The sequence below is a fragment of the Stenotrophomonas sp. pho genome, assembly GCF_006228405.1.
In the GTDB taxonomy this organism is placed as follows: Bacteria; Pseudomonadota; Gammaproteobacteria; order Xanthomonadales; family Xanthomonadaceae; genus Stenotrophomonas; species Stenotrophomonas sepilia.
Genome location: NZ_CP029759.1, coordinates 1,366,646 through 1,392,071, shown reverse-complemented (window position 1 = coordinate 1,392,071; position 25,426 = coordinate 1,366,646). Strand labels below are relative to the sequence as shown.

Genomic DNA, 25,426 nt, shown 5'->3' with positions numbered 1-25,426 from the left:
TCCAGCGGTGGGCCTTCGGGCCCCGTTTTCGTTCAGATTCTCACCATCACGTATCCGTCACAAAGATGTGCGTACCACAACAAGCGGACAATCCCGTCACCCAATGTCTCGCCAATCGGACACTATTGTCCGAAAATAATTCCATGACTGCTCAACGTGCCGATGCTGCTGCCCGCCGTGCCCTCATCCTCGACGCCGCCGATCATGTGTTCGGCCAACACGGTGTCACTGCCCCACTGGACCTGGTGGTCGAACGCGCCCAGGTGGGCCGCGCCACCCTGTACCGCAACTTCCCCGACCGCACCGCGCTGATCCAGGCGCTGCTGCAGCGTACGGTCGACCGCATCCGGCGCCAGGTCGAACAGCTCGGCGACCGCGACGACGCCCTGTTCGAGGTGTTCGAGGGCATGGCCCAGCGCATCATCGATTCGCCGGCGCTGGCCGATTACTGGCGTGCGGTCGATTCGGACGTGCCGGCCATGCGCGCGGCGCGCGAGACCGTGCGCGACCTGCTGGAGGAGCCGATCGCCCGCGCCAAGGCCGCCGGGCTGTGCCGTGCCGATCTGGAGAAGACGGATATTTCACTGATCTCGGGCATGCTGGGCGCAGCCCTGCGCGGCAAGACCCGCGACGAGCGCGCCCACCTCGCCGGGCGCGCCCTGCAGCTGCTGCGCGGGGGTCTCCAGGGAGCAACCAGCGAGGCCCGCTGATGGTCCAGCCGTATCTGAAGCCGGTTCCGGATTGGGAGGAGCACGAGAAGCCGACCATGCCCGGCTCGGCGTCGATGCCCTGGCACCCACCGTACCGGCGTGTGGCTTATGCGCTGGTATCGCTGCTGGTGGCGATCACCGGCGGGCTGGGCAATGCGCTGGTCACTGCCAACCTGCCGTTCCTGCAGGGCCAGCTGGCGCTGACCCCGACCCAGGGCAGCTGGCTGGTGGCGGCCTATGCAATGGTCAATGTCACCGCCAACCTGCTGGCCTTCAAATTCCGCCAGCAGTACGGCATCCGCCTGTTCGCCGAAATCGGGCTGGGCCTGTACGCGGCGCTGGCGGTGCTGCACCTGTTCGTCGGCAGCTTCGAGACCACGATGCTGACCCGTGCCGCCAGCGGCTTCGCCGGCGCGGCCTGTTCGACCTTGGGCACGCTGTACATGCTGCAGGCCCTGCCCCGCCGCTTTACCGGCAACCTGCTGGTGGTCGGCGTCGGCCTTTCGCAGCTGGCGGTGCCGATCGCCTGGATCGTTTCACCAGGCTTGGTGGATACCGGCCAGTGGCACCAGCTGTATTCGTTCGAGGCCGGCCTTGCGTTGTGCGCATTCGCCGCCGTAGTGGTGTTGAAGCTGCCGCCCGGCATCCAGGTGAAGGCCTTCGAGCCGCTGGATTTCCTTACCTTCGCGTTGCTGGCGCCGGCGGTTGCGCTGCTGGTGATCGTACTGGCGCAGGGCTACACCCGTTGGTGGCTCAACACGCCGTGGCTGGGCTGGGCGCTGATCGCCTCGATCGTGCTGTCCACCACCGCCTTCATCATCGAACACTACCGGCGCAATCCGCTGCTGCAGACACGCTGGCTGGCCAGCCTGCCCGTACTGCATTTCATCGTCGGCGCGTTCCTGATCCGCTTCCTGACCACCGAGCAGTCCTACGGCGTGGTCAACCTGATGCGCACGCTCGGCATGGGCCCTGATCAGTTGCGGCCGCTGTTCGTGGTGATTCTTGCCGGCGTGATCACCGGTATCGCCGGCACTGCACTGACTTTCGGGCCCAAACGGCTGATCCCGCAGCTGCTGATGGCGATCCTGCTGCTGGGCGCTGCCGCCTTCTTCGACCAGCACCGCACCAGCCTGGATCGGCCGCACGACTTCTACGCCAGCCAGTTCCTGGCCTCGGTCGGTGCCGGCATGTTCATGGGCCCGCTGATCATGCTCGGCATTTCCGCTGCGTTGAAACAGGGTGTGGACCACATGATCACCTTCCTGGTGACGCTGTCGATCACGCAGACGCTGGGCGGCCTGGCAGGTTCGGCGGTGCTGGGGACCTTCCAGCTGCATCGCGAGCAGTTGTACTCCAGCGCGTTGACCAGCCAGCTCGATCCCGCCGATCCGGTGGTGGCGCAGCGCCTGCGCATCCAACAGCAGCTGTATGCCGCCCAGATCACCGACCCGGTGCTGCGCAGCGCGCAGGGCAGCGCGCAGCTGGCGCAGACCACTCGCCGCGAAGCCAACGTGCGCGGCTTCAATGATGTGTTCACGCTGAGCGGCTGGCTGGCGATCGGCTTCCTGTGCTGGTTGCTGCTGCTGTCGCTGCGCACCGCCGTGCTCAAGCAATGGCGCAAGCGCCACCCCGCCCTTTCCACTGCGGCCACGCCAGCCGCGCCCCGCTGAGTTCTCGACCATGCCCCCGTCCCGCCCCGATCCGACGACGCCGACAACGTGACCCCACCGCCGCCGACCGACGCGGCGCCTGCGCCCACGCCCGTTGAACCGGCGGTCGCGCCGAAGTACCTCAAGCCCAGCGCGCGCAGCGTGGTGGTGATGGTGGTGGTGGCCCTGCTGGGCATTGCACTGATCCTGCGCGCCTGGCACCTGTGGCCGTTCACCAGCAGCGTGATGGTGACCGACAACGCCTATGTGCGCGGCCAGATCACCGTGATGGCGCCACAGGTCAACGGCTATGTGACTGAAGTGCTGGTGAAGGATTTCCAGCACGTAAGGCAGGGCGAGCCGCTGCTGCGCATCGATGACCGCATCTATGCCCAACGCGTCGCCCAGGCGCAAGCGACGCTGGACAGTGCGCGCGCGGCGCTGGCCAACTCCGACCAGTCGCAGGCGCAGAACCGTGCGCAGATCGCCTCGGCGCGCGCCACGCTCTCGGCTGGCCAGGCCGAACTGCAGCGCGCGCGCAACGAGCTGAAGCGCTACGAGGAACTGGCCGCGCAGCAGTTGGTGTCGATCAATGACCGCGACAAGTTCCGCACCAGCCAAGCCTCGGCGCAGGCCAGCGTGCAGCAGTCGCAGGCGCAGATCCGAATCGCCGAGGAAACACTGGTGTCGACCCAGGTCGCGCGCAAGAGCCTGGAGGCCCAGGTGGAAAGCGCACAGGCGCAGCTGGAACTGGCCCGCATCGACCTGGCCAATACGGTGATCCACGCACCGCGCGACGGCCAGATCAGTGAAGCCAGCGTGCGCGTGGGCCAGTATGTCGCCGCCGGTTCGCAGCTGCTGTTCCTGGTACCTGACACACTGTGGGTGGTGGCCAACTACAAGGAAGGCCAGACCTGGGAATGGCGATCGGCCAGCCGGCCACGTTCTCGGTGGACGCGTTCCAGGGCCAGGTGCTGCGCGGCCGCGTGCAGGAGATCGCGCCCGCCACCGGATCGGAGTTCAGCGTGTTGCGTCCGGACAATGCCAGCGGCAACTTCACCAAGGTGGTGCAGCGGCTGCCGGTGCGGATATCGATCGATGAAGGCCAGAAGCTGGCCGCGCAGCTGCGGCCCGGCATGTCGGTGATCGTGCGGGTGGATACCGCAGGCAAGCCGAAGGACTAGCCCTTGTCATGAAACGGGGTCAGATGCCTTTGCCAATGGCAAAGGGATCTGACCCCACTCAGGATGCCGGCCAGCGGCCGGCACTACCATTGCGTTACCCCGCGCAGCGCGCGCAGAGACCGTGCACTTCTAGGGTCTGTGCCTGCGGCTGGAAGCCCAGTTCCTTGGCCCGCTTCTCCAGCTGGCTGACGATCTCGCGGTCTTCCAGCTCCACTGCGCTGTGGCAGCTGTTGCAGATCAGGAACGGCACCGAATGCGCAGCGCTGCTTGGATGATGGCAGGCCACGAAGGCATTCACCGACTCCAGCTTGTGCACGAAGCCATTGGCCATCAGGAAGTCCAGCGCGCGGTACACGGTGGGCGGGGCATCAGCGCCCACGCCCTTGCCGTTGCGCACCCATTCCAGCAGCTCGTAGGCCTTGACCGGCTTGCCGGCCTCGGCGATCAGCTTCAGCACGTTGGCGCGGATCGGGGTCAGGCGCAGCCCGCGTTCGCGCGAGACACGCTCGACCACCGCCACGAAATCCGATGCGTCGTGGACGTGGTGGTGCGGGGCGGTACAGGCAGTGGCGGTCTTGGCGGGCATGCGTGTTCTCCGGTTCGGGCCTGGCAAGGATGCCTCAGGCCGTTGCTACCTTGGTGATGGCCACATCAATGCGTTTCAAGGCCTGCTCGCGGCCGGCCAGGTACACGGTATGGGAAATGTCAGGGCTGACCTGGGTGCCGGTGATGGCCACGCGCAGCGGCTGGGCGACCTTGCCCATGCCGATCTCCAGCGCTGCGGCCGCGTCATGCAGGGCGACGCCCACCGACTCGGCGGTCCATTCCGGCAGCGCGGCCAGCAGCTCGCGGGCCTTGCCCAGCGCCACCTCGGCACCGGCCTTGAAGTGCTTGGCCACCGCCGCTTCATCGTACTCGGTCAGCGGCTGGTACCAGACCACGGCCTTCTCGGCCATTTCCTTCAGGGTCTGCACGCGTTCACGCAGGGCGATCACCACATCCTCCGGAGCCGGGCCGGCGGCCACGTCCAGCCCCAGCTTCTGCAGCTGGTAGACCAGGTGCGGCACGATCGCGGCCACGTCCTCGGTCTTCAGGAAGTGCTGGTTGACCCAGCCCAGCTTGGCCATGTCCAGGCGCGAGGCCTTGGAATTGCAATCCTTCACGTCGAACAGGTCGATCAGTTCCTGGCGGCTGAACAGCTCCTGGTCACCATGCGACCAGCCCAGGCGGGCCAGGTAGCTCAGCAGCGCATCGGGCAGGTAGCCGGCGTCCTTGTACTGCATCACGTCAGCCGCACCGGTGCGCTTGGACAGCTTGGCGCCCTGCTCGTCCAGGATCATCGGCATGTGGCCGAACCTGGGCACCGGCGCGCCGATGCCTTCATACAGGTTGATCTGGCGCGGGGTGTTGTTGATGTGGTCGTCGCCGCGGATGACCTCGGTGATGCCCATGTCCCAGTCGTCCACCACCACCGCGAAGTTGTAGGTGGGGTAGCCGTCCGGGCGGAAGATGACCATGTCATCCAGCTCGCTGTTGGCGATCTCGATGCGGCCCTTGATCAGGTCATCGAACACCACCGTGCCTTCCAGCGGGTTCTTGAAGCGGATGACGCGGTTCGGGTCGTCCCGGTAGGGCAGGCCCAGATCGCGCGCAGCGCCGTTGTAGCGCGGCTTTTCCTGCCTGGCCATGGCGGCCTCGCGCATGGCATCCAGCTCCTCGCGGGTCTCGTAGGCGTAGTACGCCTTGCCCTCGGCGATCAGCTGCTCGGCCACTTCCTGGTAACGGGCGACGCGGTCGGTCTGGTAGATCGGGCCTTCGTCGTAGTCCAGGCCCAGCCACTCCATCGCCTCCAGGATGGCGTCGATTGCGCCCTGGGTGCTGCGTTCGCGGTCGGTGTCCTCGATGCGCAGCACGAACTCACCGCCGCGGTGACGGGCCTCCAGCCAGCAGTACAGCGCGGTGCGGGCACCACCGATGTGCAGGTAGCCAGTGGGACTGGGGGCGAAGCGGGTGCGGCAGGTCATGGACGGCTCGAGGAACGGGAATCCCCCGATTTTACCAGCCCACCGCCCCGACGGAAAAAGGGGACGGAGGGGATTAAGTCGCGATTGCCCAGCCCTGGGGTGCTGCAACCGGGAAGCGGAGGGGAGATGCGACTTAATCCCCTCCGTCCCCTTTTACGGTTCTGCCTTTCGCGGGAAGGACGGCTCGCGCATTGCGGCGTTGTAGGCGAACGAAGCGACGATGGCCGCGGCCTGCTTCAGGTCTTCCGGTTCGGCGTGGTCCCAGGTGTCCAGGTGGCTGTGGTGGACGTTGGTGAAGTAGTCCAGCCGGTCCTGGATGAACTGGAAGCCCGGCAGGCCGATGCGATCGAAGCTGATGTGGTCGGTACTGCCGGTGTTGCGGGTGGCCACGGTGGTGGCGCCCACGTCATGGAACGGCGCCAGCCAGGCTTCGAAGATCGGCATCGCCGCCAGGTTTTCCTGCGCGTAGATGCCACGGAAGCGGCCCGAGCCGTTGTCCATGTTGAAGTAAACCTGGAACTTGCTGTAATCGCGGGTCTTCTGCAGTGCACCGGTCGGCTCGCGCAGCGACGCCGGCAGCGCCTTCTGCGCCGCGTCAGTGGGTTCGGGGAAGCGACCGAAATGCTTGGCGACGTAGGCCTGCGAGCCGATCAGGCCCTGCTCCTCGCCGCTCCACAGCGCCACGCGGATGGTGCGCTTGGGCTTGGCGCCGGTGGCCTTGAGGATGCGCATCGCCTCCATCATCACCGCCACGCCGGCCGCGTTGTCGGCCGCACCGGTGCCGCTGTGCCACGAATCCAGGTGCGCACCGATCATCACCACTTCATCGGGCTTGCTGCTGCCGCGGATCTCGGCCAGCGTGTTGTAGCCGGGCTGGTCGGCCTCGTCGGTGAAGCGCGCCGCTACATCCACGCGCAGGCGCACCGTCTGCTTGGCCTGAAGCGCGCGCACCAGCGGATTGAAGTGTTCGCTGATCATCGCCAGTTCCGGGATGCCCACCGGCTCACCGGCCTTGCGCGAACCGCCGCCGGCAACGCGGATGATGCCGTTGTCCCAGCTGCTGATGCTGATCGAGGCCAGCGCGCCCTCTTCGACGAAAAACGCATTGACCTTGGCCGCCAGCTGCTGGCGTTCCTGGTACTCCTTGACCCGCTTGGCGCGCTCGGCGGTAGCGTCCTTGTCCTTGGGCAGGGTGAACTCCTGCAGGCCCTCGAGCGAGGTCGCGTCGTGGCGGTGCGAATCGGGCTCGGTGCCCCGCTTGTATTCGCGTGCCTCGCCCAGCAGGAGGATCTTGCCGCGCAGCTTGCCGCGGTACTTCTCGATGTCTTCGGGCTTCTTGATGTCGACCTGCACCAGCTCGCCTTCGACCGGGCCCTTCGTACCGCGGGTCCAGGCTTTGGGCAGCGCATGCAGCGGCTGCACGCGGTCACCCAGCATTTCCACGCTCGCCGAGGTGAATTCCCAGCCACGGCCGAAATCATCGAAGGCTTCGTCGTGGACGTTGTCCAGCTTCCATTCGTTGAACTTGCCGCGGGTCCACGCATTGGCGCGGCCCATCGCCGGCGAATTGCTCAGGCGCGGGCCGATGCGCTCGGTGAGATAGCTGAAGGTGTCCATCACCTGCGAACGGTGGAATGCCTCCTGGCGGATGCGGCTGACCATGTCCAGGTCCACCGTTTCGCGCTGCTGCGCCGCTGCATTGCCACCCATCGCCAGCGCTACGGCCAGCACGCCCCACTTCAACACATCGCACCCCTGCCCTTCGGCTCGATCATCAACCCATCGAGTCTAGCCAGCCGGGGCGCGGCGATACCGTCCCATCGGTCATGGGCGGCGCGGAAGCGTGCGAACCGAGGTTCGCACCCACAGGAGAGTGGTTGGTTCGCACCCACAGCAGAGTCTTGGTTCGTACCCGCAAAAGCCGAATCACCCGCTCCATCCCAACCACAACTGCGCCCGCTCCGGCAGCAACAGCAACCAGTGCCGCCGGTCGACGCTGCTGCAGCCGTACACCGCCGCGTGTGCCGGCCAGTCATCCGGAAGGCCGCCGATGCCGATCTCGGCCAATGCCTCCGCGCCGGCCTTCCATGGCCGATAGCGCGGCACCCGCCCGGCCACCGCGCCGCGTCCCTGCCGCGCACCCTGCAGCCAACGCAATCCCTGCCCCTGCAATCCTTCGCAGGTCACCGCCGCCAGCTGGAAGCGGACCAGACCGGGGCGATCCGCGCCCCCGGCAGGGCCGCCAGCACGCCATGTGCCTGCAGCAGCGCATCCACTTCCAGCAGGGCCGGAATGCCCTGCCGTGCCCGTTGCCGCAATCCCTGGCGCCAGCCCATGGCGTGCTCCTTACTTCAGGTCCGCGCCGAGCGCGTACCAGTCGACCCGGCGGGTCACCCACATCGCAAGCGCCAGGATCACGAACAGCAGCAGCGACCCCATCAGCAGTGCGTTGTTCTCCGACACCAGCAGGCCATACAGCGCGCCGTACAGCACGGTCAGCAGGGCCGCGAAGCCGAGGCCGCGCCTCCAATGGCCCAGCACGTTGGCCAGATACACCGCCTGCAGGCCGATACAGGCCACCGCCGAAACCAGGTAGGCCTTCCAGAACGCGATGTGCTCGGACAGGCTGATCAGCAGCAGGAAGAAGATCGCCAGCGCCAGGCCGACCATGAGGTACTGCAGCGGGTGGATGCGCAGCGACTTGATCAGCTCGAACAGGATGAATCCGACGAAGGTCAGCAGCACGAACAGCACCCCGTACTTGGACGCACGGTCGGCCTGGGTGTAGGTATCGACCGGATCGACCAGCGACACCGTCACCGCCTGCGAGTCGACCGAACCTTCATTGCGCAGCTGCCGCTGTGCGTCGGAGGCCAGCGATGACACCGCCCAGCGCGCGTCGAATCCCTGTGCATCAACGCGCCGCTCGTTGGGCAGGAACGCACCGCTGAACGACGGATGCGGCCAGCTCGAACGCAGCGCGATGTGGGTGTCATCGCCCACCGGCACCACCGACAGCATGCGGCTGCCATCCAGGCGCAGCTCCAGTTCAACGGTGCTGGCCGCCAGCGTGCCGCCCTGATCCGCAGCGAAACCGGCCACCGGCGCATGCAGGCCACGGCCAACTTCGCTGGCCACGCCGACGCCCGGCAGCAGGCGCAGCTGCTTGCCATCCACGCGCAGGTTCGGTGTACCGACCAGGCCGCGCACATCGGAAACGCCCACCGCCACATACGGCTGGCCATACGTGCGCCCTGCCTTCACGGGATAGTCGTCAGCGGCGAAGCTCGCCTTCATCTGGCCGTTCCAGCTGTACACCGGCACCTTGAACAGGCCGACTTCGCGCTGGCTCGGCAGCATCTCACCGCCCACCTCCAGCGACGCCGGCATCTGCAGCCAGTGCCCCTCGGTGACCTGCACCTCGGTCTTCTTGACGCCCAGCGGGTCAACCAGTTCAACCTGCTTGCGTTCCACCCACGGCACCACCCGCACCGGACCAACCAGCTGCTGCGTGCCGGCACGGCTGTCGGCCACCCGCGCAAAGGCCTCGTCGCGGTACTGGCTGCGCTCGGTGATCACCCGCGGATCATCATCAGCGGCACCAGCAACAACAGGATCAGCCCGCCGACAATGGCGAACCGCAGCAGCATCTTCAGGGATTTCATGGTCCATCCTCGTTGGAGAGGGCTGCAGGATGGACCGCTGCGGTGAGCAGGGTTTGTGGCGAATTTGAAGCGAGTGTGAAGTCAGCGGCGCGGGCGCTGGCCCGCTGCACCCAACGGTAGCCACAGGCTGGCCACCGTGCCACCGCCATCGCGGGCGTCGAGGCTGGCGCGTCCGTCATGCAGGCGAGCCACTTCCTGCACGAACGGCAGGCCCAGGCCGGAACTGCGCCGGCCGCTGCCGGGGCGGGCCAGCGAATAGAAGCGTTCGAACACCCGTTCGCGCGCGTAGTCGGGAATGCCGGCACCGCGATCCGCTACCTGCAGGCGCACGCCCGGCCCGTCCACCTCGGCCTGCAGCGCGATGTCCGCACCGGGCGGTGAGAAGGCAATGGCGTTGTCGATCAGGTTGTGCAACGCCTGCCGCAGCAGATAGGCATCACCCTGCACGCGCATGTCGGGCACGCTGCCGATGCGAACCTGCACGCCGGCCGCCTGCGCACGCACCTGCGCCGCCGCCGCCGCATCGGCCAGCAAGGTTGGCAGCGCGATCGGATCGCGGGTCTGCAGCCAGCCGTGCTGTTCCACTTCGGCCAGCGCCAGCAGCTTGTCGATCGTCTCGGTCAGCCGCTCCTGCTGATCGACGATGCTGCGTGCGAAATGCACGCGGTCGGCCTCCGGCAGCGGCTCCTGCAGCAGCTCGGCGGCACCGCGGATCGCCGCCAACGGGCTTTTCATTTCATGCGTCAGCGACTGCACGTACTGCTCGACGTAGGCCTTGCCCTCCAGCTTGCGGCGCATTGTTTCCAGTGCCTGGCCCAGGTCGCCGATCTCGTCGCGGCGCCGCCGCGGCGGTGGCACCGGTTCGCCGGCGCTGACCGCCCGTGCATAGCGGCTGAGCTGGCCAAGGCCCGTCGTGAGCCACATCGTCACCAGCACGCCGACCAGCGCCGACAATCCGATCAGCCAGGCGCCGCGCTCGATGATGGCGCGCTGGCTGGCCGCAATGAACGGATCGATGCTGCGATTGGGCTGGGCCAGGCTGAGCACGCCGATCAGGGTGCGGCCATCGGCCGGGTCGTACACCGGCGCCGCCACATGCATCACCGTATCGCCTTCTTCGCCTGGCACTTCCGGGCTGGAGCGGGCGCCGTACTCGCCACGCAGGGTGCGGTAGACATCGTTCCAGCGCGAATTGTCACGCCCCAGGTCGCGGCCCAGCGAGTCGTAGATGACGATGCCCTTGGCATCGGTGATGGTCACCCGGTAGTCCAGTGAGCGCTTGGGAAAGCGCCAGACCATCGCTTTCAGGTCACGCTGCCGCGCCTTGGCGAGGTTGCGGGTGAAGCTGCCGCTGCGGATGGTGCCGTCCTTGACATCGGCCGCCGCCATCTCGGCCAGCACGTTGGCGGCATCGACCAGGGTCGATTCCATCGCCTGGCGCACACCCGGCTTCACTTCGTTGACGAACACGCGCATCACGAAGAACGCGGCGATGCCGGTGATCAGGAAGAAGCCGAGGAACAGCTTCAGGACCAGGCGCATCGGCTAGACCTCCAGCGCGTAGCCGAGGCCACGGTGGGTGCGGATCGGGTCGTCGCTGGCACCGGCTGCGCGCAGCTTGGCGCGCAACGTCTTTACATGGGTGTCGACGGTACGGTCGGCACTATCGGCGCTGCTGTCCCAGCCGCGATCCATCAACTGGGCACGACTGAGGATGGCACCCGGCCGCTGCAGCAACGCTTCCAGCAACGCGTACTCGTAGCGGGTCAGGTCCAGCGCGTGGCCGCGGAAGCGGATGCGCCGGCCTTCACGGTCGATGGCGAAGGCACCATGTTCCTGCCAGCCCGTATCGGCGCCGGGGGCTGCCGCGACCGGTGCGGTGCGACGCAGGCGCGCACGCACCCGCGCCACCAGCTCACGCGGCGAGAACGGCTTGGTCATGTAATCGTCGGCGCCCAGTTCCAGGCCGAGCACGCGGTCCACTTCATCGTTGCGGGCGGTCAGGAAGATCACCGGCAGCTGCGCCGCCGGCCCGGGCTGCGCGCGCAGCCGGCGGCACACCTCGAAGCCGCCCAGGTCAGGCAGGCCCACGTCCAGCACCACCACGTCGATATCCCCGGCCTGCAGCCGTTGCAGCGCCTCGCCACCGAGCAGGCAGTGGCTGGCGGCATAGCCCTCGCTGCGCAGCGCATAGAGCACGGTTTCGGCGATGGCGGCTTCGTCCTCGACCACCAGGACATGGGCAACAGGAGCTGTCATGGCGCGCAGCATAGCCGCTGCGGCCGCCGCCCCGTACACTGCGGCCCATGAACTATCGCCACGCCTTCCATGCCGGCAACCACGCCGACGTGCTCAAACACATCGTGCAGCTGGCCCTGATCGACAGCTTCAAGCGCAAGGACAGCCCGTTCTTCGTGCTCGACACCCACGGCGGTGCTGGCCGCTACCTGCTGGCCAGCGAAGAGAGCCGCAAGACCCTGGAGGCCGAATCCGGGATCATGCGGCTGATGGCCCAGCCCAGGCTGCCGGAGGTAGTCGAGCGCTACCTGAAGGCGGTGCAGGCCGACAATCCGGTGGGCGCACTGACCAATTATCCGGGCTCGCCGCTGCTGAGCGCGCAGGCCATGCGCCCCCAGGACCGCATGGCGGTCTGTGAGCTGCAGGAAGCCGAAACGGCCACGCTGAAGGCCCTGTTCGCCCATGACAGCCGCGTCGACGTTCGGGCGGGCGATGGCTATGCCCTGCTGCGTTCGCTGCTGCCGCCGAAGTTCAACGGCAGCAAGATCGGCCGCGGCCTGGTGCTGATCGACCCGCCCTACGAAGCCCAGGATGCCGAGTACCAGGCGGTGCTGGCCGCCCTGGCCGAAACCCTGGCACGCTGGCCGCAGGCCACCTGTGCGGTCTGGTTCCCGATCAAGCAGCGCCGCACCATCCTGCACTTCCTGCGCAAGGCCACCGCCCTGCCGGTGAAATCGGCGATGACGATCGAGTTCCTGGTGCGCCCGGACGACTCGCCGCTGCGCCTCAACGGCAGCGGCATGCTGCTGCTCAACCCGCCGTGGCAGTTCGACCGCGTGGTCGGTCCGGCCCTGCCGGCGCTGCGCCAGCACCTGGGCGAACCCGGGGCCAGCACCCGCCTGGACTGGCTCAAAGCCCCGAATAACGGCCTTCACGAGGCTGTACCGCCGTGAGCCTTTCGTTCACGGAACGCAGCCCCGGTGATGCCACAATCGATGGACCACCAAGGAATCACCCGGTATGGCCACTCGCAACCGCATGCCGCCCTGGCATGAGATCTTCAAGGCTCCCAGCGGCCACGAGCTGCTGATCCGCCCCATCCGCCCGGAAGATGGCGCACCGCTGCAAGCGGCATTCAGCCTGTTCGGGCCGGAAGAAATCCGTGATCGTTTCCTGCAGGCGGTGACCGAGCTGTCGCCGGAAACCACCCAGCGTCTGACCCACCCCAACCCCAAGACCGAGATCACCCTGGTCGCAGCCGAGTCCCTGCCCGCGGGCGAAGCGGTGGTCGGCGCGGTCGCCCGGGCCTCGATCATCCCCGGCACCCGTGAAGCCGAGTACGCGATCCTGATCAGCCGCTTCCTGATCGGCCAAGGCCTGGGACGGCAGCTGATGCGCAAGCTGGTGAAGTGGGGCCGTGGCAAGTACCTGGACCGCCTGTACGGCGACGTTGCCGCCGAGAACGAACCGATGAAGCAGCTGGCCGCGTCGCTGGGCTTCAAGCCGGTGCCGCACCCGACCGGAGCCGAAGGCCTGGTCCGGATGGTGCTGGAGCTGGACAACTGACGGATGCGCCGGGCCCTGCCCGGCCATACCTCCCGGTAGTGCCGGCCGCTGGCCGGCATTGTGTTCCCCCAACGGCACGTGAGGCCGTCGGCAAACGGCCGGCACGACCCACCGGGCTTCGATCGGGCTTCTGCTAAAATCCGGGGTCCATGTCGCGTACCTCATACCCCGCCCCGCCGCTGCCGCGCGCCGGCCAGCTCCGCGCCTGGTGGCGCGCCCCCGCCTCGCCCACCGCACTGGCCTGGTACCTGGCCCAGGCATCGCGCGTGCACGACGCTCCGCTGCTGGTGATCGCCCGTGACAACCACGGCGCAAACCAGCTTGAAGCCGATCTGCAGACCCTGCTCGGCGGTGACCCGGCCCTGCCGGTGGTCGCCTTCCCGGACTGGGAAACCCTGCCCTACGACCGCTTCAGCCCGCATCCGGACATCATCTCGCAGCGTCTGGCTGCCCTGCACCGCCTGCCCACGCTGAAGCGTGGCCTGGTGATCGTGCCGGTGCAGACCCTGCTGCAGCAGCTGGCCCCGCGCAGCTACGTCATTGGTGGCAGCTTCGACCTGAAGGTCGGCCAGCGCCTGGATCTGGAAGCCGAGAAGCGCCGCCTGGAAAGCGCCGGCTACCGCAACGTGCCGCAGGTGATGGACCCGGGTGACTTCGCCGTGCGCGGCGGCCTGCTCGACGTGTTCCCGATGGGCGCCGACGAGCCGCTGCGGGTGGAACTGCTGGACGAGGACATCGATTCGATCCGTGCCTTCGATCCGGAAAGCCAGCGTTCGCTGGACAAGGTCGAGGCGGTGCACATGCTGCCGGGCCGCGAAGTGCCCATGGACGAGGCCAGCATCGCCCGCGTGCTGTCCACGCTGCGCGAGCGCTTCGATGTCGATACCCGGCGCAGCGCGCTGTACCAGGACCTGAAATCCGGGCTGGCCCCGGCCGGCGTCGAGTACTACCTGCCGCTGTTCTTCGAGCGCACCGCAACCCTGTTCGACTACCTGCCCAGCGGCAGCCTGCCGGTGGTCTGTGCCGGTGCCGGCGAAGCCGCCGAGGCGTTCTGGGCGCAGACCGGCGAGCGTTATGAGCAGCGCCGCCACGATGTGGAACGGCCGCTGCTGCCGCCGTCGGCGCTGTACCTGTCGCCGGAGCTGCTGCGCGAGCGCCTGAACGATGCCCCGCGCATCGAGGTATGGGCCGCCGACCACGCACGCATCGCCGACGCGCACGCGCTGGGCGACCAGCCGCTGCCCCCGCTGCCGGTGGCCGCACGCGAAGCCCCCGCCGGCGATGCGCTGAAATCCTTCCTCGGCCATTATCCGGGCCGGGTACTGATCGCCGCCGATTCGCCCGGCCGCCGCGAGGCACTGCTGGAAGTGCTGCAGGCCGCCGAGCTGAAGCCGCCGGTGGTGGCCGACCTGCCCAGCTTCCTCGCTAGCGATGCGCGCTTCGCGATCGCGGTGGCGCCGCTGGAAGATGGCTTCGCGCTGGACGACCCGCGCATCGCGGTGCTGACCGAGCGCCAGCTGTTCCCGAGCGCGCCGGCAGCACCCGCCGCACGCGCCGTGCCGGCCGCGAGCCGGAGGCGATCATCCGCGACCTCGGCGAGCTGACCGAGGGTGCGCCGATCGTGCACGAGGACCATGGCGTCGGCCGCTACCGTGGCCTGATCGCGATGGACGTCGGCGGCATGCCCGGCGAGTTCCTCGACATCGAATATGCCAAGGGCGACCGCCTGTATGTACCGGTCGCCCAGCTGCACCTGATCAGCCGCTACTCCGGCGCTTCGGCGGAAACCGCACCGCTGCATTCGCTCGGTGGCGAGCAGTGGAGCAAGGCCAAGCGCAAGGCCGCCGAGAAGGTGCGCGATGTCGCCGCCGAACTGCTGGAAATCCAGGCCCGCCGCCAGGCGCGTGCCGGCCTGGCACTGCAGGTCGACCGCGCGATGTACGAGCCGTTCGCCGCCGGTTTCCCGTTCGAGGAAACCCCCGACCAGCTGGCTGCGATCGATGCCACCCTGCGCGACCTGGCCAGCAGCCAGCCGATGGACCGCGTGGTCTGCGGCGACGTCGGCTTCGGCAAGACCGAGGTGGCGGTGCGCGCTGCATTTGCTGCGGCCAGTGCCGGCAAGCAGGTGGCGGTGCTGGTGCCGACCACGCTGCTGGCCGAGCAGCATTACCGCAACTTCCGCGACCGTTTCGCCGATTACCCGCTGAAGGTCGAAGTGCTGTCGCGCTTCAAGACCAGCAAGGAAATCAAGGCCGAACTGGAGAAGGTGGCCGCTGGCACCATCGACGTCATCGTCGGCACCCATCGCCTGCTGCAGCCTGACGTGAAGTTCAAGGACCTGGGCATGGTCATCGTCGACGAGGAGCAGCGATTCGGCGTGCGCCAGAAGGAGGCGCTGAAGGCGCTGCGCGCCAACGTACACCTGCTGACGCTGACCGCCACGCCGATCCCGCGCACGCTCAACATGGCCATGGCCGGCCTGCGCGATCTGTCGATCATCGCCACGCCGCCGCCGAACCGGCTGGCGGTGCAGACCTTCATCACCCAGTGGGACAACGCGCTGCTGCGCGAAGCCTTCCAGCGCGAGCTCGCGCGCGGTGGCCAGCTGTACTTCCTGCACAACGATGTGGAGAGCATCGGCCGCATGCAGCGCGAGCTGTCCGAGCTGGTGCCGGAGGCACGCATCGGCATCGCCCACGGGCAGATGCCCGAGCGCGAACTGGAAAAGGTGATGCTGGATTTCCAGAAGCAGCGTTTCAACGTGCTGCTGTCGACCACGATCATCGAATCGGGCATCGACATCCCCAACGCCAACACCATCATCATCAACCGTGCCGACCGTTTCGGCCTGGCCCAGCTGCACCAGCTGCGTGGCCGCGTGGGCCGTTCGCACCACCGTGCCTACGCCTACCTGATCACCCCGACCGTCGCGCGATCACCCCCGACGCCGAGAAGCGCCTGGAAGCGATCGCCTCGATGGACGAGCTGGGCGCCGGCTTCACCCTGGCCACCCACGATCTGGAAATCCGCGGCGCCGGTGAACTGCTGGGCGAGGACCAGAGCGGGCAGATGGCCGAGGTCGGCTTCAGCCTGTATACCGAGCTGCTGGAACGCGCGGTACGCAGCATCAAGCAGGGCAAGCTGCCCGACCTGGATGCCGGTGAAGAAGTGCGCGGCGCCGAGGTCGAGCTGCATGTGCCGGCACTGATCCCGGAAGACTATCTGCCGGACGTGCACACCCGCCTGACCCTGTACAAGCGCATTTCAAGCGCGCGCGACAGCGATGCACTCCGCGAACTGCAGGTGGAGATGATCGACCGCTTCGGCCTGCTGCCGGATGCAGCCAAGCACCTGTTCGCCATCGCCGAGCTGAAGCTGAAAGCCAATACGCTGGGCATCCGCAAGCTCGACCTGGGCGAGAACGGCGGCCGCATCGTGTTCGAGTCCAAGCCGAACATCGATCCGATGGCGGTGATCCAGCTGATCCAGAAACAACCGAACCTCTATGCCATGGAAGGGCCCGACAAGCTGCGCATCAAGCACCCGCTGCCGTTGCCGGAAGACCGCTTCAATGCGGCCCGCGCCCTTCTGACCACCCTCGCCCCGGGTTGATCACCCCCGAACACCCCGCACCGGCCCCCACCCGGTGCGGGCGGATGACCATGTTCCCTGACGCCGTACCCGCCCCCGACCTGCTGCACGCGCAGGCCTGCCTGATCGATGCCCTCGCGATGTCGCTGCAGATGCGCGACGCCTACACCCGCCACCACTGCGACCGCGTTGGCCTGCTCGCGCAGTGTCTGGCCACGCACTGCGATCTTGATGACGAGGCCCGTGCGCAGATCGGCCTGGCCGCGCGCTTCCATGACATCGGCAAGATCGGCATACCCGATGATGTGCTGCTGGCACCCCGCCGGCATACCGATGAGGAGCGCGCGATCATGCGCGAGCATCCGGTACGCGGCGAACACATCTTCCTGGCCACCGGCCGCAGCGACGCCTTGCCGGTGGCGCGGCTGATCCGCGCCCATCACGAGGCCTTCGATGGCAGCGGCTACCCCGATGGGCTGCGCGGCGAATCCATCCCGCTGGGTGCGCGCATCGTCACCATCGCCGATGCCTACGATGCGATGACCAGCGTGCGCCCGTATCGCAATGCGATGGAGCATGAGGCCGCATTGCGGATCATCGACGAGCAGGCCGGCGGGCTGGTGGATCCGTACGTGCTGCAACGCTTCCATCGCATGCTGGAGCGGGAACCGGCGCTGGCCTGAGATCTTCCCGACGGTGAAACGACCCGCCGGTAGAGTCGACTGTTAGTCGACTGCTCTTCGTCCAGATCGCGAAAATCCCGCGCTGCGCGCGATAGTCGACTAACAGTCGACTCTACCAGTCGGCGCCGCGCTGCCGGCCTGGAAGACAAAAGGCCCGGCGTTCGCCGGGCCTTTCGCTCCACGCATCACGGGTGATCGATTACCAGATCACCACGCGCTTGTCGTCGGCGCGCACCATCGCATCACCCGCTTTGCACTGGAATGCAGCAGCGAACGAGGGCATGTTCGACGGCGCACCGTTGGCACGGAAATTGGCCGGCGCGTGCGGATCGGTGTTCAGGCGCACGCGCAGCTCGCCATCGGTGAAGTTGCGGCGCCACACGGTGGCCCAGTTCATGAAGAAGCGCTGGTCCTGGCTGTGGCCGTCCACCTCGACGTTCGCCTTCGGGTCTTCCTTCAGCGCCATCTGCAGCGCGTCATAGGCCACGGTCAGGCCGCCCAGGTCGCCGATGTTCTCGCCCAGGGTCAGCTTGCCCTTCACGAACACGCCCGGCACCGACTCGTAGCCGTCGAACTGCGCGACCAGCTGGTCGGTACGCTCGGTGAAGGCCTTGCGGTCGGCGTCCGTCCACCAGTTGTCGAAGTTGCCGTTGGCGGCGAACTGGCTGCCCGAGTCGTCGTAGCCGTGCATCATCTCATGGCCGATGACTGCACCGATGCCGCCGTAGTTCAACGCCGGATCGGCCTTGGCGTCGAAGAACGGCGCCTGCAGGATCGCCGCCGGGAATACGATCTCGTTCTTGGTGGCGTTGTAGTACGCATTGACGGTCTGCGGCGTCATGCCCCACTCGGTCTTGTCCACCGGCTTGCCGATCTTGTCCAGCATGTAGCGGTAGTTGAACGCGCGCGCCGCCTGCATGTTGCCCAGGTAGCTGTCGCCGTTGGTCTGCAGGCCCGCCCAGTCACGCCACTTGTCCGGGTAACCGATCTTCGGGGTGAAGCTGGCCCACTTTTCCAGCGCCTTCTTCCTGGTTTCCTCGCCCATCCACGGCAGCTGCTCCAGGCGCGCCTTCAGCGCCTGCGACAGGTTCTCCACCAGGTGCTGCATGGCGACCTTCGACTCGGCCGGGAACACGGCGTCGACGTACAGCTGGCCCAGGGCTTCACCCATACCGCCGTTGACCGACTCCAGCACGCGCTTCCAGCGCGGCTGCATTTCCTTCTGGCCACGCAGGGTCGTGCCGTAGAAATCGAAGTTGGCCTTCTCGAACTGGCTGCTCAGGTATGGCGCGGCATCGTCGATGGTGTGGAAGCGCAGGTAGGCCTGCCAGGTGCTGGCGGGCACATCGGCCAGCATCTTGTCCATTTCACCGAAGAAGCCCGGCTGCGCCAGCGAGAACTTCTGCGCGGCCGGTACCTTCAGGGTGTCGAACAGCGCGGTCCAGCTGAAGTTCGGGGTCAGTTTGTCCGCGTCGGCGGCACTGAGCGGGTTGTAGCGCTTGGCCGGGTCACGCATTTCGATGCGTGACATCGAGGCCTTGGCCAGGCGGGTTTCGAAGGCCATCACGGCCTTGGCCTGCTCGGCGGCCTGCGCCGCGTCCACGCCGGACAGGGTCAGCACCTGTGCGATGTAGGCCACGTAGGCGTCGCGGATCTTGGCCTGCGCATCGTCGAAGTAATAGCCCTTCTCCGGCAGGCCGAGGCCGCCCTGGCCGACATAGGCGATGACGTTGGCCGAATCCTTGTAGTCGGCATTGGCGAACAGCGAGAACAGCACGCCCTTGCCTTCGGCCTGGCTGTCGCGCAGGTACTGGGTGATGGCGGCGGTGTCGTTCAGCGCGGTGATCTTGTCCAGCTGTGGCTGCAGCGGCGCCAGGCCGGCGGCTTCGATCTTGGCCTCGTCGTTGCCGGTCTTCCAGATGTCACCGATCTTGGCTTCCACCGAACCGGCCTTGGCCTGGCTGGCGGCGGCCTGCTGCACCAGCGCGTGCTGCACTTCCAGCGAGCGCTCGCGCAGGATCTCGAAGCTGCCCCAGGTGGTCTGGTCTCCCGGCACCGGGTTGGCCTTCAGCCACTTGCTGTTGACGAAGCCATTGAGGTCGGTACAGGCCGAAATGGCCGGATCGAGGTCGGCGCTGTTGAGCGAGATCAGCGGCGTCTTGATCTGCGACAGGTCGAAGGCCGGCTTGGCGTCGGCACTGGCCGCCGGCGCGGTTTCGTTCTTGCCACAGGCGGCCAGCGAGGCAGCGATGGCGATGGTCAGGCCCAGCGGGACCAGGTTGCGGACGTTCATGAGGCTCTCCTGCGGGTAATTTCACAGGGTAGCCGGGGGCGTGAGATTGGGGACCGGCCAAAGGTCACAGAGCCCACGGCGCAGCTCCCGCCGCGCGCCGGTATGCTCTGGCCTCTGCGATCACTGGACCTCATGACCATGGACGAACCTGCGCTGCTGCTGGCCCTCGACACCTGTGAGTTTCTGTTTCTTGCTGAGATTGGCGAGCCGGAAGCGAATCGTCTGCGCCTGGTCGTCGAGGAGGGCCGGGTGGTCGGAAAGCCCTCCCGGGTGGAGCTCGGTCATGGACGTTCAATCGATGATGTGCGTGCGATAGAGGTGGTGCCCCACTCGCAGCGGTTTGAACTGATCTGGGACCACTACATCAGCTACGCCGTGCACAACGAGTCCTACCAGAGCTGGGACGACTCCGAAGCCTGGAGCGGCAACCTGTTCCGCCGCTACAGCCATTCGAAGTTCCTTGAATATCTGGGCCGTGCCACCTTCGCTGATACCCGTTACCCGGGCCCATTCACGCATTATCAGGTGATATGCCAGGACCACGTCATCGACATTGCTGCGCTGCAGTCGCCGAAGGTGCGCCTGCTGGGTCCTTCGTAGCTGGCACATGCAGCCCCAATGAAATGGCTCTACCGGGTTGCGACAGCGTCAGCCGAGCGTGGGCTCGGCTCTACAAAAAGAAGGGCCGGCTTGCGCCGGCCTTCTGTTTCTTATTTCGCCTTGCCCTGGTTGGCTACGGCTTCGGCGGCCTTGCGCGCCGCTTCCGGGTCGCCCAGGTAGCGGAACGACTGCACGGTCAGGTCATCGTTCAGTTCGAACAGCAGCGGGATGCCGGTCGGGATGTTCAGCTCGAGGATTTCCTCGCGCGAGACGTTGTTGAGGTACTTGTACAACGCACGCAGCGAGTTGCCGTGGGCGGTGACCAGCACGGTCTTGCCGTCCTTCAGCTGCGGCGCGATGGCGTCGTGCCAGTACGGCAGCACGCGGTCCAGGGTGGTGGCCAGCGATTCGGTGCCCGGCAGCGCGTTGCGGTCCAGGCCGGCGTAACGGCGGTCATGGATCGGGTGGCCCGGATCTTCCAGGTCCATCGGCGGCGGCGGGATGTCGTACGAACGACGCCACACCTTGACCTGCTCTTCGCCGTGCTTGGCAGCGGTCTCGGCCTTGTCCAGGCCCTGCAGGCCGCCGTAGTGGCGCTCGTTGAGGCGCCAGGACTTGTTCACCGGCAGCCAGTCCTGCTCCAGCTCGGCCAGCGCACCCTGCAGGGTGTGGATGGCGCGCTTGAGCACGGAGGTATGGGCGACGTCGAACTGCAGGCCTTCCTCGCGCATCAGGCGGCCGGCGGCCGCCGCTTCCCGGCGCCCCTGCTCGGTCAGGTCGACATCGACCCAGCCGGTGAAGCGGTTGTCCAGGTTCCACTGGCTCTGGCCATGGCGCAACAGTACGAGTCTACGGGTCACTGCAGGGTCTCCAACGCGAGGAAAGGCAGGCCGCCATTGTAGCCCCGGCGGCCGCTCACCGTGCCGTGGCGCCACGCATGCGATGCTGCAGCCAATGAATACGGTGATCGACCCCGGGCGCTGGGAAGGCAGCGTCACCGCCGCTCGAGCGCAACAGCTGCAGCTGGCCGGCCGCGTGGAACGCCAGGACCGCCTGCCACGCAAGGTGCGCTGGCTGGCCGGGCTGGATGTCGGATTCGAGGACAACGGTGCCATTACCCGCGCCGCGGCGGTGCTGCTGGATGCAAGGACGCTGCAGCCCGTGGCGCAGGAGATCGCGCGGATTCCTACACTCATGCCCTATATCCCGGGCCTGCTCAGCTTCCGCGAGCTGCCGGCACTGCTGGCCGCACTGGCACTGCTGCCACGAACGCCGGACCTGGTGTTCGTCGATGGCCACGGCATCAGCCATCCACGCCGGCTGGGCGTCGCCGCGCATCTGGGCGTGGTCACCGATCTGCCGAGCATCGGCGTGGCGAAATCGAAACTGGTGGGAAGGTTCGTCGAACCGGGCGCCGAAGCTGGTGCGCATACACCGCTGCTGGATGGCGACGAGCAACTGGGCTGGGTGCTGCGCAGCAAGGTGCGCTGCAAGCCGCTGTTCGTGGCCGGTGGCCATCGGGTCAGTGCCGATACCGCGCTGGGCTGGGTGCAGCACACCCTGCGTGGCTATCGGCTGCCGGAGCCAACCCGGCTGGCGGATCGGCTGGCCTCGCGGCGGGACGAATAGCTGCGCCGGGCGTCTCCCGGCGCGCGCGTCATCTTCGATCAACGATGCACATGGCCACGATGGCCCTGCGCGTCCTCGCCGTGGTCGTGGCCCTCATGGCCCTCGTGTCCGCCGCCCTTGGCCGGCGCCGGCCCGCCACAGGCTTCGCCGCAGTGGTCCGCTTCGATCTGCAGTGTCACGTGCTCGATACCGAAGTCATCATGCAGGCGTCCGCCCAGCTCACGGCGCAGCGCATCGGCATCGGTGCCCTCGCGCATCACGATGTGCGCGGTCAGCGCCGGGGTGCTGGAAGCCAGCGCCCACATGTGCAGGTCATGCACGTCCAGGACTGCGACGTGGCCGGACAGGCTGTCGCGCACCCTGGCCACGTCCATGCCCTTGGGCACGCCTTCCAGCAGTACGTTGATCGCCTCACGCATCAGCACGTAGGTACGCGGCAGCACCCACAGGCCGATCAGCACGGCCAGGATCGGGTCGATCGGTTTCCATCCGGTCCACTTGATCAACAATGCGCCCGCAATCACTGCCACCGAGCCGAGCATGTCGGCCCACACTTCCAGGTAGGCGCCCTTCACGTTGAGGCTCTCGCCACTGCCCGCCTGCAGCAGGCGCATCGAGATCAGGTTGATGACCAGGCCCGCAGCCGCGATCACCAGCATGCCGGAGGAGGCGATCTCCTGCGGCTGGCGGAAGCGGCCGATCGCCTCCCACAGGATGTAGGCGGCGACCACGAACAGCATGGCACCGTTGATCATCGCGCCCAACGCTTCCAGCCGTGCATAGCCGTAGGTGCGGCGCGCATCCGGCGGGCGCCGGCTCAACCGTACCGCGACCAGCGCGATCATCAGCGCCAGCGCATCGGTGGCCATGTGTGCGGCGTCGGACAACAGCGCCAGGCTGTTGGTCCAGAACGCGCCCACCACTTCGACGACGAGGAAGGTGGTGGTCAGGCCGAGTGCCCACCACAAGGGCTTCTCGTGGCGGATCTGGGATGGCAGGTGATCGTGGTCGTGGCCCATGGCAACAGCTCCTTTGCGATGCGGTGCAGGCTACGCGGTGCCGGCGGAGGAGACTATTACGATGTTTATAACATTGCAGGCCACACGAGCCCTCGTCGGGCATGGCCCGGCGAGGGCTGCAGATCGACGCCGGCCTGCGGTCAGAACCCGAAGCGCAGGCTGGCCCAGTAGGCGCGGCCCGGCTCGTTGTAGGTCGCCGCCCCGGCATCACTGCTGTTGGCCTCGCGGAACAGGCGCTTGTCGGCCAGGTTGTTCACGCCGAAGCCGAAGCTGACCGTCTCGGTCACCTTGTAGCGCGCGCTCACGCCCCAGATGTTGTACGCGCCACGATCCTGCAGCGCGATCGATGCATCGCAGCTGCCGGTGCAGCGCGGGTCGTTGTTGATGTTGGTCGTGGCCGGTTCCTGCTTGCCGTAGAAGGTGCCGGTCAGCAGCACGGACAGCCTGTCGGTGGCCTGCCAGTCCAGCATGGTGTTGATCGTGTACTTCGGGATCACCGACAGCGGCTGGTGCGTGGTCTTGTTCTCGTTTTCCACCATGTAGGTGAAGTTGTTGCTCCACTTCAGGCGGTCGCCCTGCTCGCCCAGCAGCGGAATGACCAGGTTGCCTTCCAGCCCCTGCACGATCGCCTTCGGCGCGTTCTCCCAGCGGAAGATGCGGCCCTTGGTGTCGGCGGTCAGCCCGATCTGGGTGTAGCCGGCCTGGATCTTGTCCTTGTAGTCGTTGTGGAAGTAGGTCAACGACGCCTGCCAGCCGCTCTGCGGTGCCCACTCGATGCCCAGTTCCTTGTTCAGGCTGGTTTCCGCCTTCAGGTCCGCGTTGCCGCGCATGTAGCAACCGGCGCCCAGGCTCGGCAGCGCATTGGGGCAGCCGTTGCCGCGGGTGTAGTAGAGATAGTCCGGATTCGACTGGTACAGGTTCGGCGCCTTGAACGCGCGGGCAATGCCGCCCTTCACCACCCAGTCGCCGCTGATACGGAACTGCGCGTTGAGGCTGGGGCTGGTGTTGTTGCCGAACTGGCTGTGGTGGTCGAAGCGCAGGCCCGGGGTAACGATCCAGCGCTCGCCCAGGTAGATGTTGTCTTCCACGAACACCGCCGTGGTCTGCGCATCGGCCTTGCCGCGCGCACGATCAGCGGACAGCCCCGGGATGCCACCGCCGCTGCTGCTGGACTGGCTCATCGAGTACGGGTCGGTCAGGCGGCTGTCCAGGTATTCAAAGCCCAGCGTCCAGATGTTCTCGGCACCACCCAGCGTGGCCGGGAAGCTGACTTCACCGTCCAGCTGGTAGTTGCGCAGGCGCGAGGTCGACCAGTCGGTGCCGTTGAAGCTGCCTTCCGGGCCACCGGCCAGGCCTTCGTTGATGCGCGAGTTGTTCACCGCTTCCACCGCAGCCGTCACCCGCGAGGTGACATCGCCCCAGCGACCACGATGGCTGATCGCGCCGGTGTTGCGGTACATGCGGTTGGTCTCCGCCTTGCCGTCGGCCAGCGCCGCCAGATCAACGCCGGTCGAAGTGCCGGTGGTGCTGACCGCACGGTCGCCGGCGTAGATGTTGCCCTGGCGGCTGGTGCCCGCCTCGAACTCGACCACCTGGTTGGCGGTCACGTCCCAGCGCAGCAGCGCGTTGACGTCACGGTTCTTGACGCCCTCGCGGCCAGCCGGTGGCACTGCGTTCGGCTGGGTGGCGTACTGACGGTTGAGATCGAGTGAATCGGCGTCGGTCTTGTTGAGGTTGCCGTAAAGGCGGAACGACAGCGTGTCGGTCATCGGCCCACTCAGCTGCAGGCCGACGCGCTCGCTGCCACCTTCGGCGCTGTGTTCAGGCACCAGCCCGTACAGGTCGACCGCACCGGCAAGGTCGCCGGTCGGGCGCTTGGTGATGATGTTGACCACGCCACCGGAAGCACCGGAGCCATAGCGTGCCGCCGCCGGTCCGCGCAGCACTTCGATGCGCTCGATCATCTCCGCCGGCACCCAGTTGGTGTCGCCGCGTGTGTTGCGCTCGCCGCTGCGCCCCATGCGCACGGCATCGCGCGCACCGATACGCTTGCCGTCGACCAGGATCAGGGTGTTTTCCGGGCCCATGCCGCGCAGGTCGATCTGGCGGTTGTTGCCGTACTGGCCCGAGGCGCTGTTGCCGGTGAGGTTGACGCCCGGCATGGTGCGCAGCAGTTCGGCGATGTCGTTGGCCGGTGGGCGCCTGGCGATGTCCTCGGCGGTGATGGTCGAGGTACCCAACGCCTGGCGGGCAATCTGCGAGGCGGTGACGTGCACCGTGTCGATATCGGTGGCGTCGGTTTCAGCCTGGGCGGTCAGCGCGCTGCCCGCCAGCAGGGCGGCAACGGCGAGCGCCAGCGGGCGCGGCGAGAGGACAACGGCAGGAGACATGATCTGGACCTTCTGGCAGGGCAACGGGGCCTCTGGCAAAGGGCTTGAGGCAACGACGAGGGGGAGGCGGAGCGTCGCTGCAGTCGCCTGCGGCCCGATCCGTGCGTGCATTCTCCCATCAATGCGAGTGATTCTCAAATGCGTTCACTCATTGCTACCGCAGGCGTGATGTGCCCTGCGTG

General features: G+C 67.1%; 16 protein-coding genes and 4 pseudogenes. 9 read left to right on the top strand and 11 right to left on the bottom strand.

Annotated elements, in window-relative coordinates; genetic code table 11:
• Window positions 1–143: 143 nt before the first annotated feature.
• From DL544_RS06545 to DL544_RS22370, 3 genes and pseudogenes are all read left to right on the top strand, one after another.
• Window positions 144–710 (top strand): TetR/AcrR family transcriptional regulator, encoded by a 567-nt coding sequence (locus DL544_RS06545; RefSeq protein ID WP_005415802.1) that lies wholly within the window; start codon window positions 144–146, stop codon window positions 708–710.
• Window positions 710–2,383 carry an MFS transporter gene (locus DL544_RS06540; protein WP_065177464.1) on the top strand — a complete coding sequence of 558 codons (1,674 nt, stop codon included), beginning with the start codon at window positions 710–712 and terminating at the stop codon, window positions 2,381–2,383. Before DL544_RS06545 ends, DL544_RS06540 begins: the two co-directional genes overlap by 1 nt.
• A gap of 48 nt (window positions 2,384–2,431) precedes the next feature.
• Window positions 2,432–3,546: pseudogene (locus DL544_RS22370) on the top strand (HlyD family secretion protein).
• 94 nt (window positions 3,547–3,640) lie between these two features.
• Here DL544_RS22370 and DL544_RS06530 read toward each other — a convergent pair.
• The 7 genes and pseudogenes from DL544_RS06530 to creB all read right to left on the bottom strand — a co-directional run bounded on the left by DL544_RS06530 (window position 3,641) and on the right by creB (window position 11,506).
• A complete protein-coding gene (locus DL544_RS06530) occupies window positions 3,641–4,132 on the bottom strand; it encodes a Fur family transcriptional regulator (RefSeq protein ID WP_005415799.1) in 492 nt (163 codons plus the stop codon).
• Window positions 4,133–4,166: 34 nt separating this feature from the next.
• Complete coding sequence (gene gltX / locus DL544_RS06525) at window positions 4,167–5,570, bottom strand: glutamate--tRNA ligase (RefSeq protein ID WP_005415798.1); 1,404 nt, start codon at window positions 5,568–5,570, stop codon at window positions 4,167–4,169.
• A 153-nt stretch (window positions 5,571–5,723) separates the two neighbouring features.
• Entirely contained in the window at window positions 5,724–7,316 is a 1,593-nt protein-coding gene (locus DL544_RS06520; RefSeq protein ID WP_065177467.1) for a M20/M25/M40 family metallo-hydrolase, read from the bottom strand.
• 180 nt (window positions 7,317–7,496) lie between these two features.
• A pseudogene (locus DL544_RS22365) lies at window positions 7,497–7,906 on the bottom strand (hypothetical protein).
• A gap of 10 nt (window positions 7,907–7,916) precedes the next feature.
• A pseudogene (creD, locus tag DL544_RS06510) lies at window positions 7,917–9,235 on the bottom strand (cell envelope integrity protein CreD).
• Between the two features lie 81 nt (window positions 9,236–9,316).
• Window positions 9,317–10,777 carry a two-component system sensor histidine kinase CreC gene (gene creC / locus DL544_RS06505; protein WP_005415794.1) on the bottom strand — a complete coding sequence of 487 codons (1,461 nt, stop codon included), beginning with the start codon at window positions 10,775–10,777 and terminating at the stop codon, window positions 9,317–9,319.
• Between the two features lie 3 nt (window positions 10,778–10,780).
• Complete coding sequence (gene creB, locus DL544_RS06500; protein WP_139726916.1) at window positions 10,781–11,506, bottom strand: two-component system response regulator CreB; 726 nt, start codon at window positions 11,504–11,506, stop codon at window positions 10,781–10,783.
• Between the two features lie 35 nt (window positions 11,507–11,541).
• On the opposite strand from creB, the gene DL544_RS06495 reads away from it, so the two are divergent.
• The 4 genes and pseudogenes from DL544_RS06495 to DL544_RS06480 all read left to right on the top strand — a co-directional run bounded on the left by DL544_RS06495 (window position 11,542) and on the right by DL544_RS06480 (window position 17,313).
• Window positions 11,542–12,426 carry a 23S rRNA (adenine(2030)-N(6))-methyltransferase RlmJ gene (locus DL544_RS06495; protein ID WP_139726915.1) on the top strand — a complete coding sequence of 295 codons (885 nt, stop codon included), beginning with the start codon at window positions 11,542–11,544 and terminating at the stop codon, window positions 12,424–12,426.
• A 67-nt stretch (window positions 12,427–12,493) separates the two neighbouring features.
• Entirely contained in the window at window positions 12,494–13,039 is a 546-nt protein-coding gene (locus DL544_RS06490) for a GNAT family N-acetyltransferase (RefSeq protein ID WP_004150340.1), read from the top strand.
• A 149-nt stretch (window positions 13,040–13,188) separates the two neighbouring features.
• Window positions 13,189–16,651, top strand: a pseudogene (gene mfd, locus DL544_RS06485) (transcription-repair coupling factor).
• A 44-nt stretch (window positions 16,652–16,695) separates the two neighbouring features.
• Window positions 16,696–17,313 (top strand): HD-GYP domain-containing protein, encoded by a 618-nt coding sequence (locus DL544_RS06480; protein ID WP_005415790.1) that lies wholly within the window; start codon window positions 16,696–16,698, stop codon window positions 17,311–17,313.
• Window positions 17,314–17,512: 199 nt separating this feature from the next.
• Here DL544_RS06480 and DL544_RS06475 read toward each other — a convergent pair whose 3' ends face one another.
• The gene (locus tag DL544_RS06475) at window positions 17,513–19,606 is read right to left on the bottom strand and encodes a M13 family metallopeptidase (protein WP_053499310.1); all 2,094 of its coding nucleotides are present in this window, start codon (window positions 19,604–19,606) and stop codon (window positions 17,513–17,515) included.
• A 138-nt stretch (window positions 19,607–19,744) separates the two neighbouring features.
• On the opposite strand from DL544_RS06475, the gene DL544_RS06470 reads away from it, so the two are divergent.
• Window positions 19,745–20,206, top strand: a complete 462-nt coding sequence (locus tag DL544_RS06470; protein ID WP_231109140.1) for a hypothetical protein — start codon at window positions 19,745–19,747, stop codon at window positions 20,204–20,206.
• A 110-nt stretch (window positions 20,207–20,316) separates the two neighbouring features.
• On the opposite strand, the gene gpmA is transcribed toward DL544_RS06470, so the two are convergent.
• A complete protein-coding gene (gene gpmA, locus DL544_RS06465) occupies window positions 20,317–21,066 on the bottom strand; it encodes a 2,3-diphosphoglycerate-dependent phosphoglycerate mutase (RefSeq protein ID WP_005415787.1) in 750 nt (249 codons plus the stop codon).
• A gap of 94 nt (window positions 21,067–21,160) precedes the next feature.
• Here gpmA and nfi point away from each other — a divergent pair, with 94 nt between their 5' ends.
• Complete coding sequence (gene nfi / locus DL544_RS06460; RefSeq protein WP_065179783.1) at window positions 21,161–21,835, top strand: deoxyribonuclease V; 675 nt, start codon at window positions 21,161–21,163, stop codon at window positions 21,833–21,835.
• Between the two features lie 38 nt (window positions 21,836–21,873).
• Here nfi and DL544_RS06455 read toward each other — a convergent pair whose 3' ends face one another.
• Window positions 21,874–22,854, bottom strand: coding sequence for a cation diffusion facilitator family transporter (locus DL544_RS06455; protein ID WP_139726914.1), 981 nt, complete (start codon window positions 22,852–22,854; stop codon window positions 21,874–21,876).
• A 140-nt stretch (window positions 22,855–22,994) separates the two neighbouring features.
• Window positions 22,995–25,244 (bottom strand): TonB-dependent siderophore receptor, encoded by a 2,250-nt coding sequence (locus tag DL544_RS06450; protein WP_139726913.1) that lies wholly within the window; start codon window positions 25,242–25,244, stop codon window positions 22,995–22,997.
• Window positions 25,245–25,426: the final 182 nt, after the last annotated feature.

Coding starts and splice junctions, on each gene's coding strand:
- DL544_RS06545 (WP_005415802.1), top strand. CDS start 144: ATGACTGCTCAACGTGCCGATGCTGCTGCCCGCCGTGCCCTCATCCTC.
- DL544_RS06475 (WP_053499310.1), bottom strand. CDS start 19,606: ATGAACGTCCGCAACCTGGTCCCGCTGGGCCTGACCATCGCCATCGCT.
- DL544_RS06450 (WP_139726913.1), bottom strand. CDS start 25,244: ATGTCTCCTGCCGTTGTCCTCTCGCCGCGCCCGCTGGCGCTCGCCGTT.
- DL544_RS06540 (WP_065177464.1), top strand. CDS start 710: ATGGTCCAGCCGTATCTGAAGCCGGTTCCGGATTGGGAGGAGCACGAG.
- creC (WP_005415794.1), bottom strand. CDS start 10,777: ATGCGCCTGGTCCTGAAGCTGTTCCTCGGCTTCTTCCTGATCACCGGC.
- gltX (WP_005415798.1), bottom strand. CDS start 5,570: ATGACCTGCCGCACCCGCTTCGCCCCCAGTCCCACTGGCTACCTGCAC.
- creB (WP_139726916.1), bottom strand. CDS start 11,506: ATGCTGCGCGCCATGACAGCTCCTGTTGCCCATGTCCTGGTGGTCGAG.
- DL544_RS06490 (WP_004150340.1), top strand. CDS start 12,494: ATGGCCACTCGCAACCGCATGCCGCCCTGGCATGAGATCTTCAAGGCT.
- DL544_RS06455 (WP_139726914.1), bottom strand. CDS start 22,854: ATGGGCCACGACCACGATCACCTGCCATCCCAGATCCGCCACGAGAAG.
- DL544_RS06470 (WP_231109140.1), top strand. CDS start 19,745: ATGGACGAACCTGCGCTGCTGCTGGCCCTCGACACCTGTGAGTTTCTG.
- DL544_RS06495 (WP_139726915.1), top strand. CDS start 11,542: ATGAACTATCGCCACGCCTTCCATGCCGGCAACCACGCCGACGTGCTC.
- nfi (WP_065179783.1), top strand. CDS start 21,161: ATGAATACGGTGATCGACCCCGGGCGCTGGGAAGGCAGCGTCACCGCC.
- DL544_RS06480 (WP_005415790.1), top strand. CDS start 16,696: ATGACCATGTTCCCTGACGCCGTACCCGCCCCCGACCTGCTGCACGCG.
- DL544_RS06530 (WP_005415799.1), bottom strand. CDS start 4,132: ATGCCCGCCAAGACCGCCACTGCCTGTACCGCCCCGCACCACCACGTC.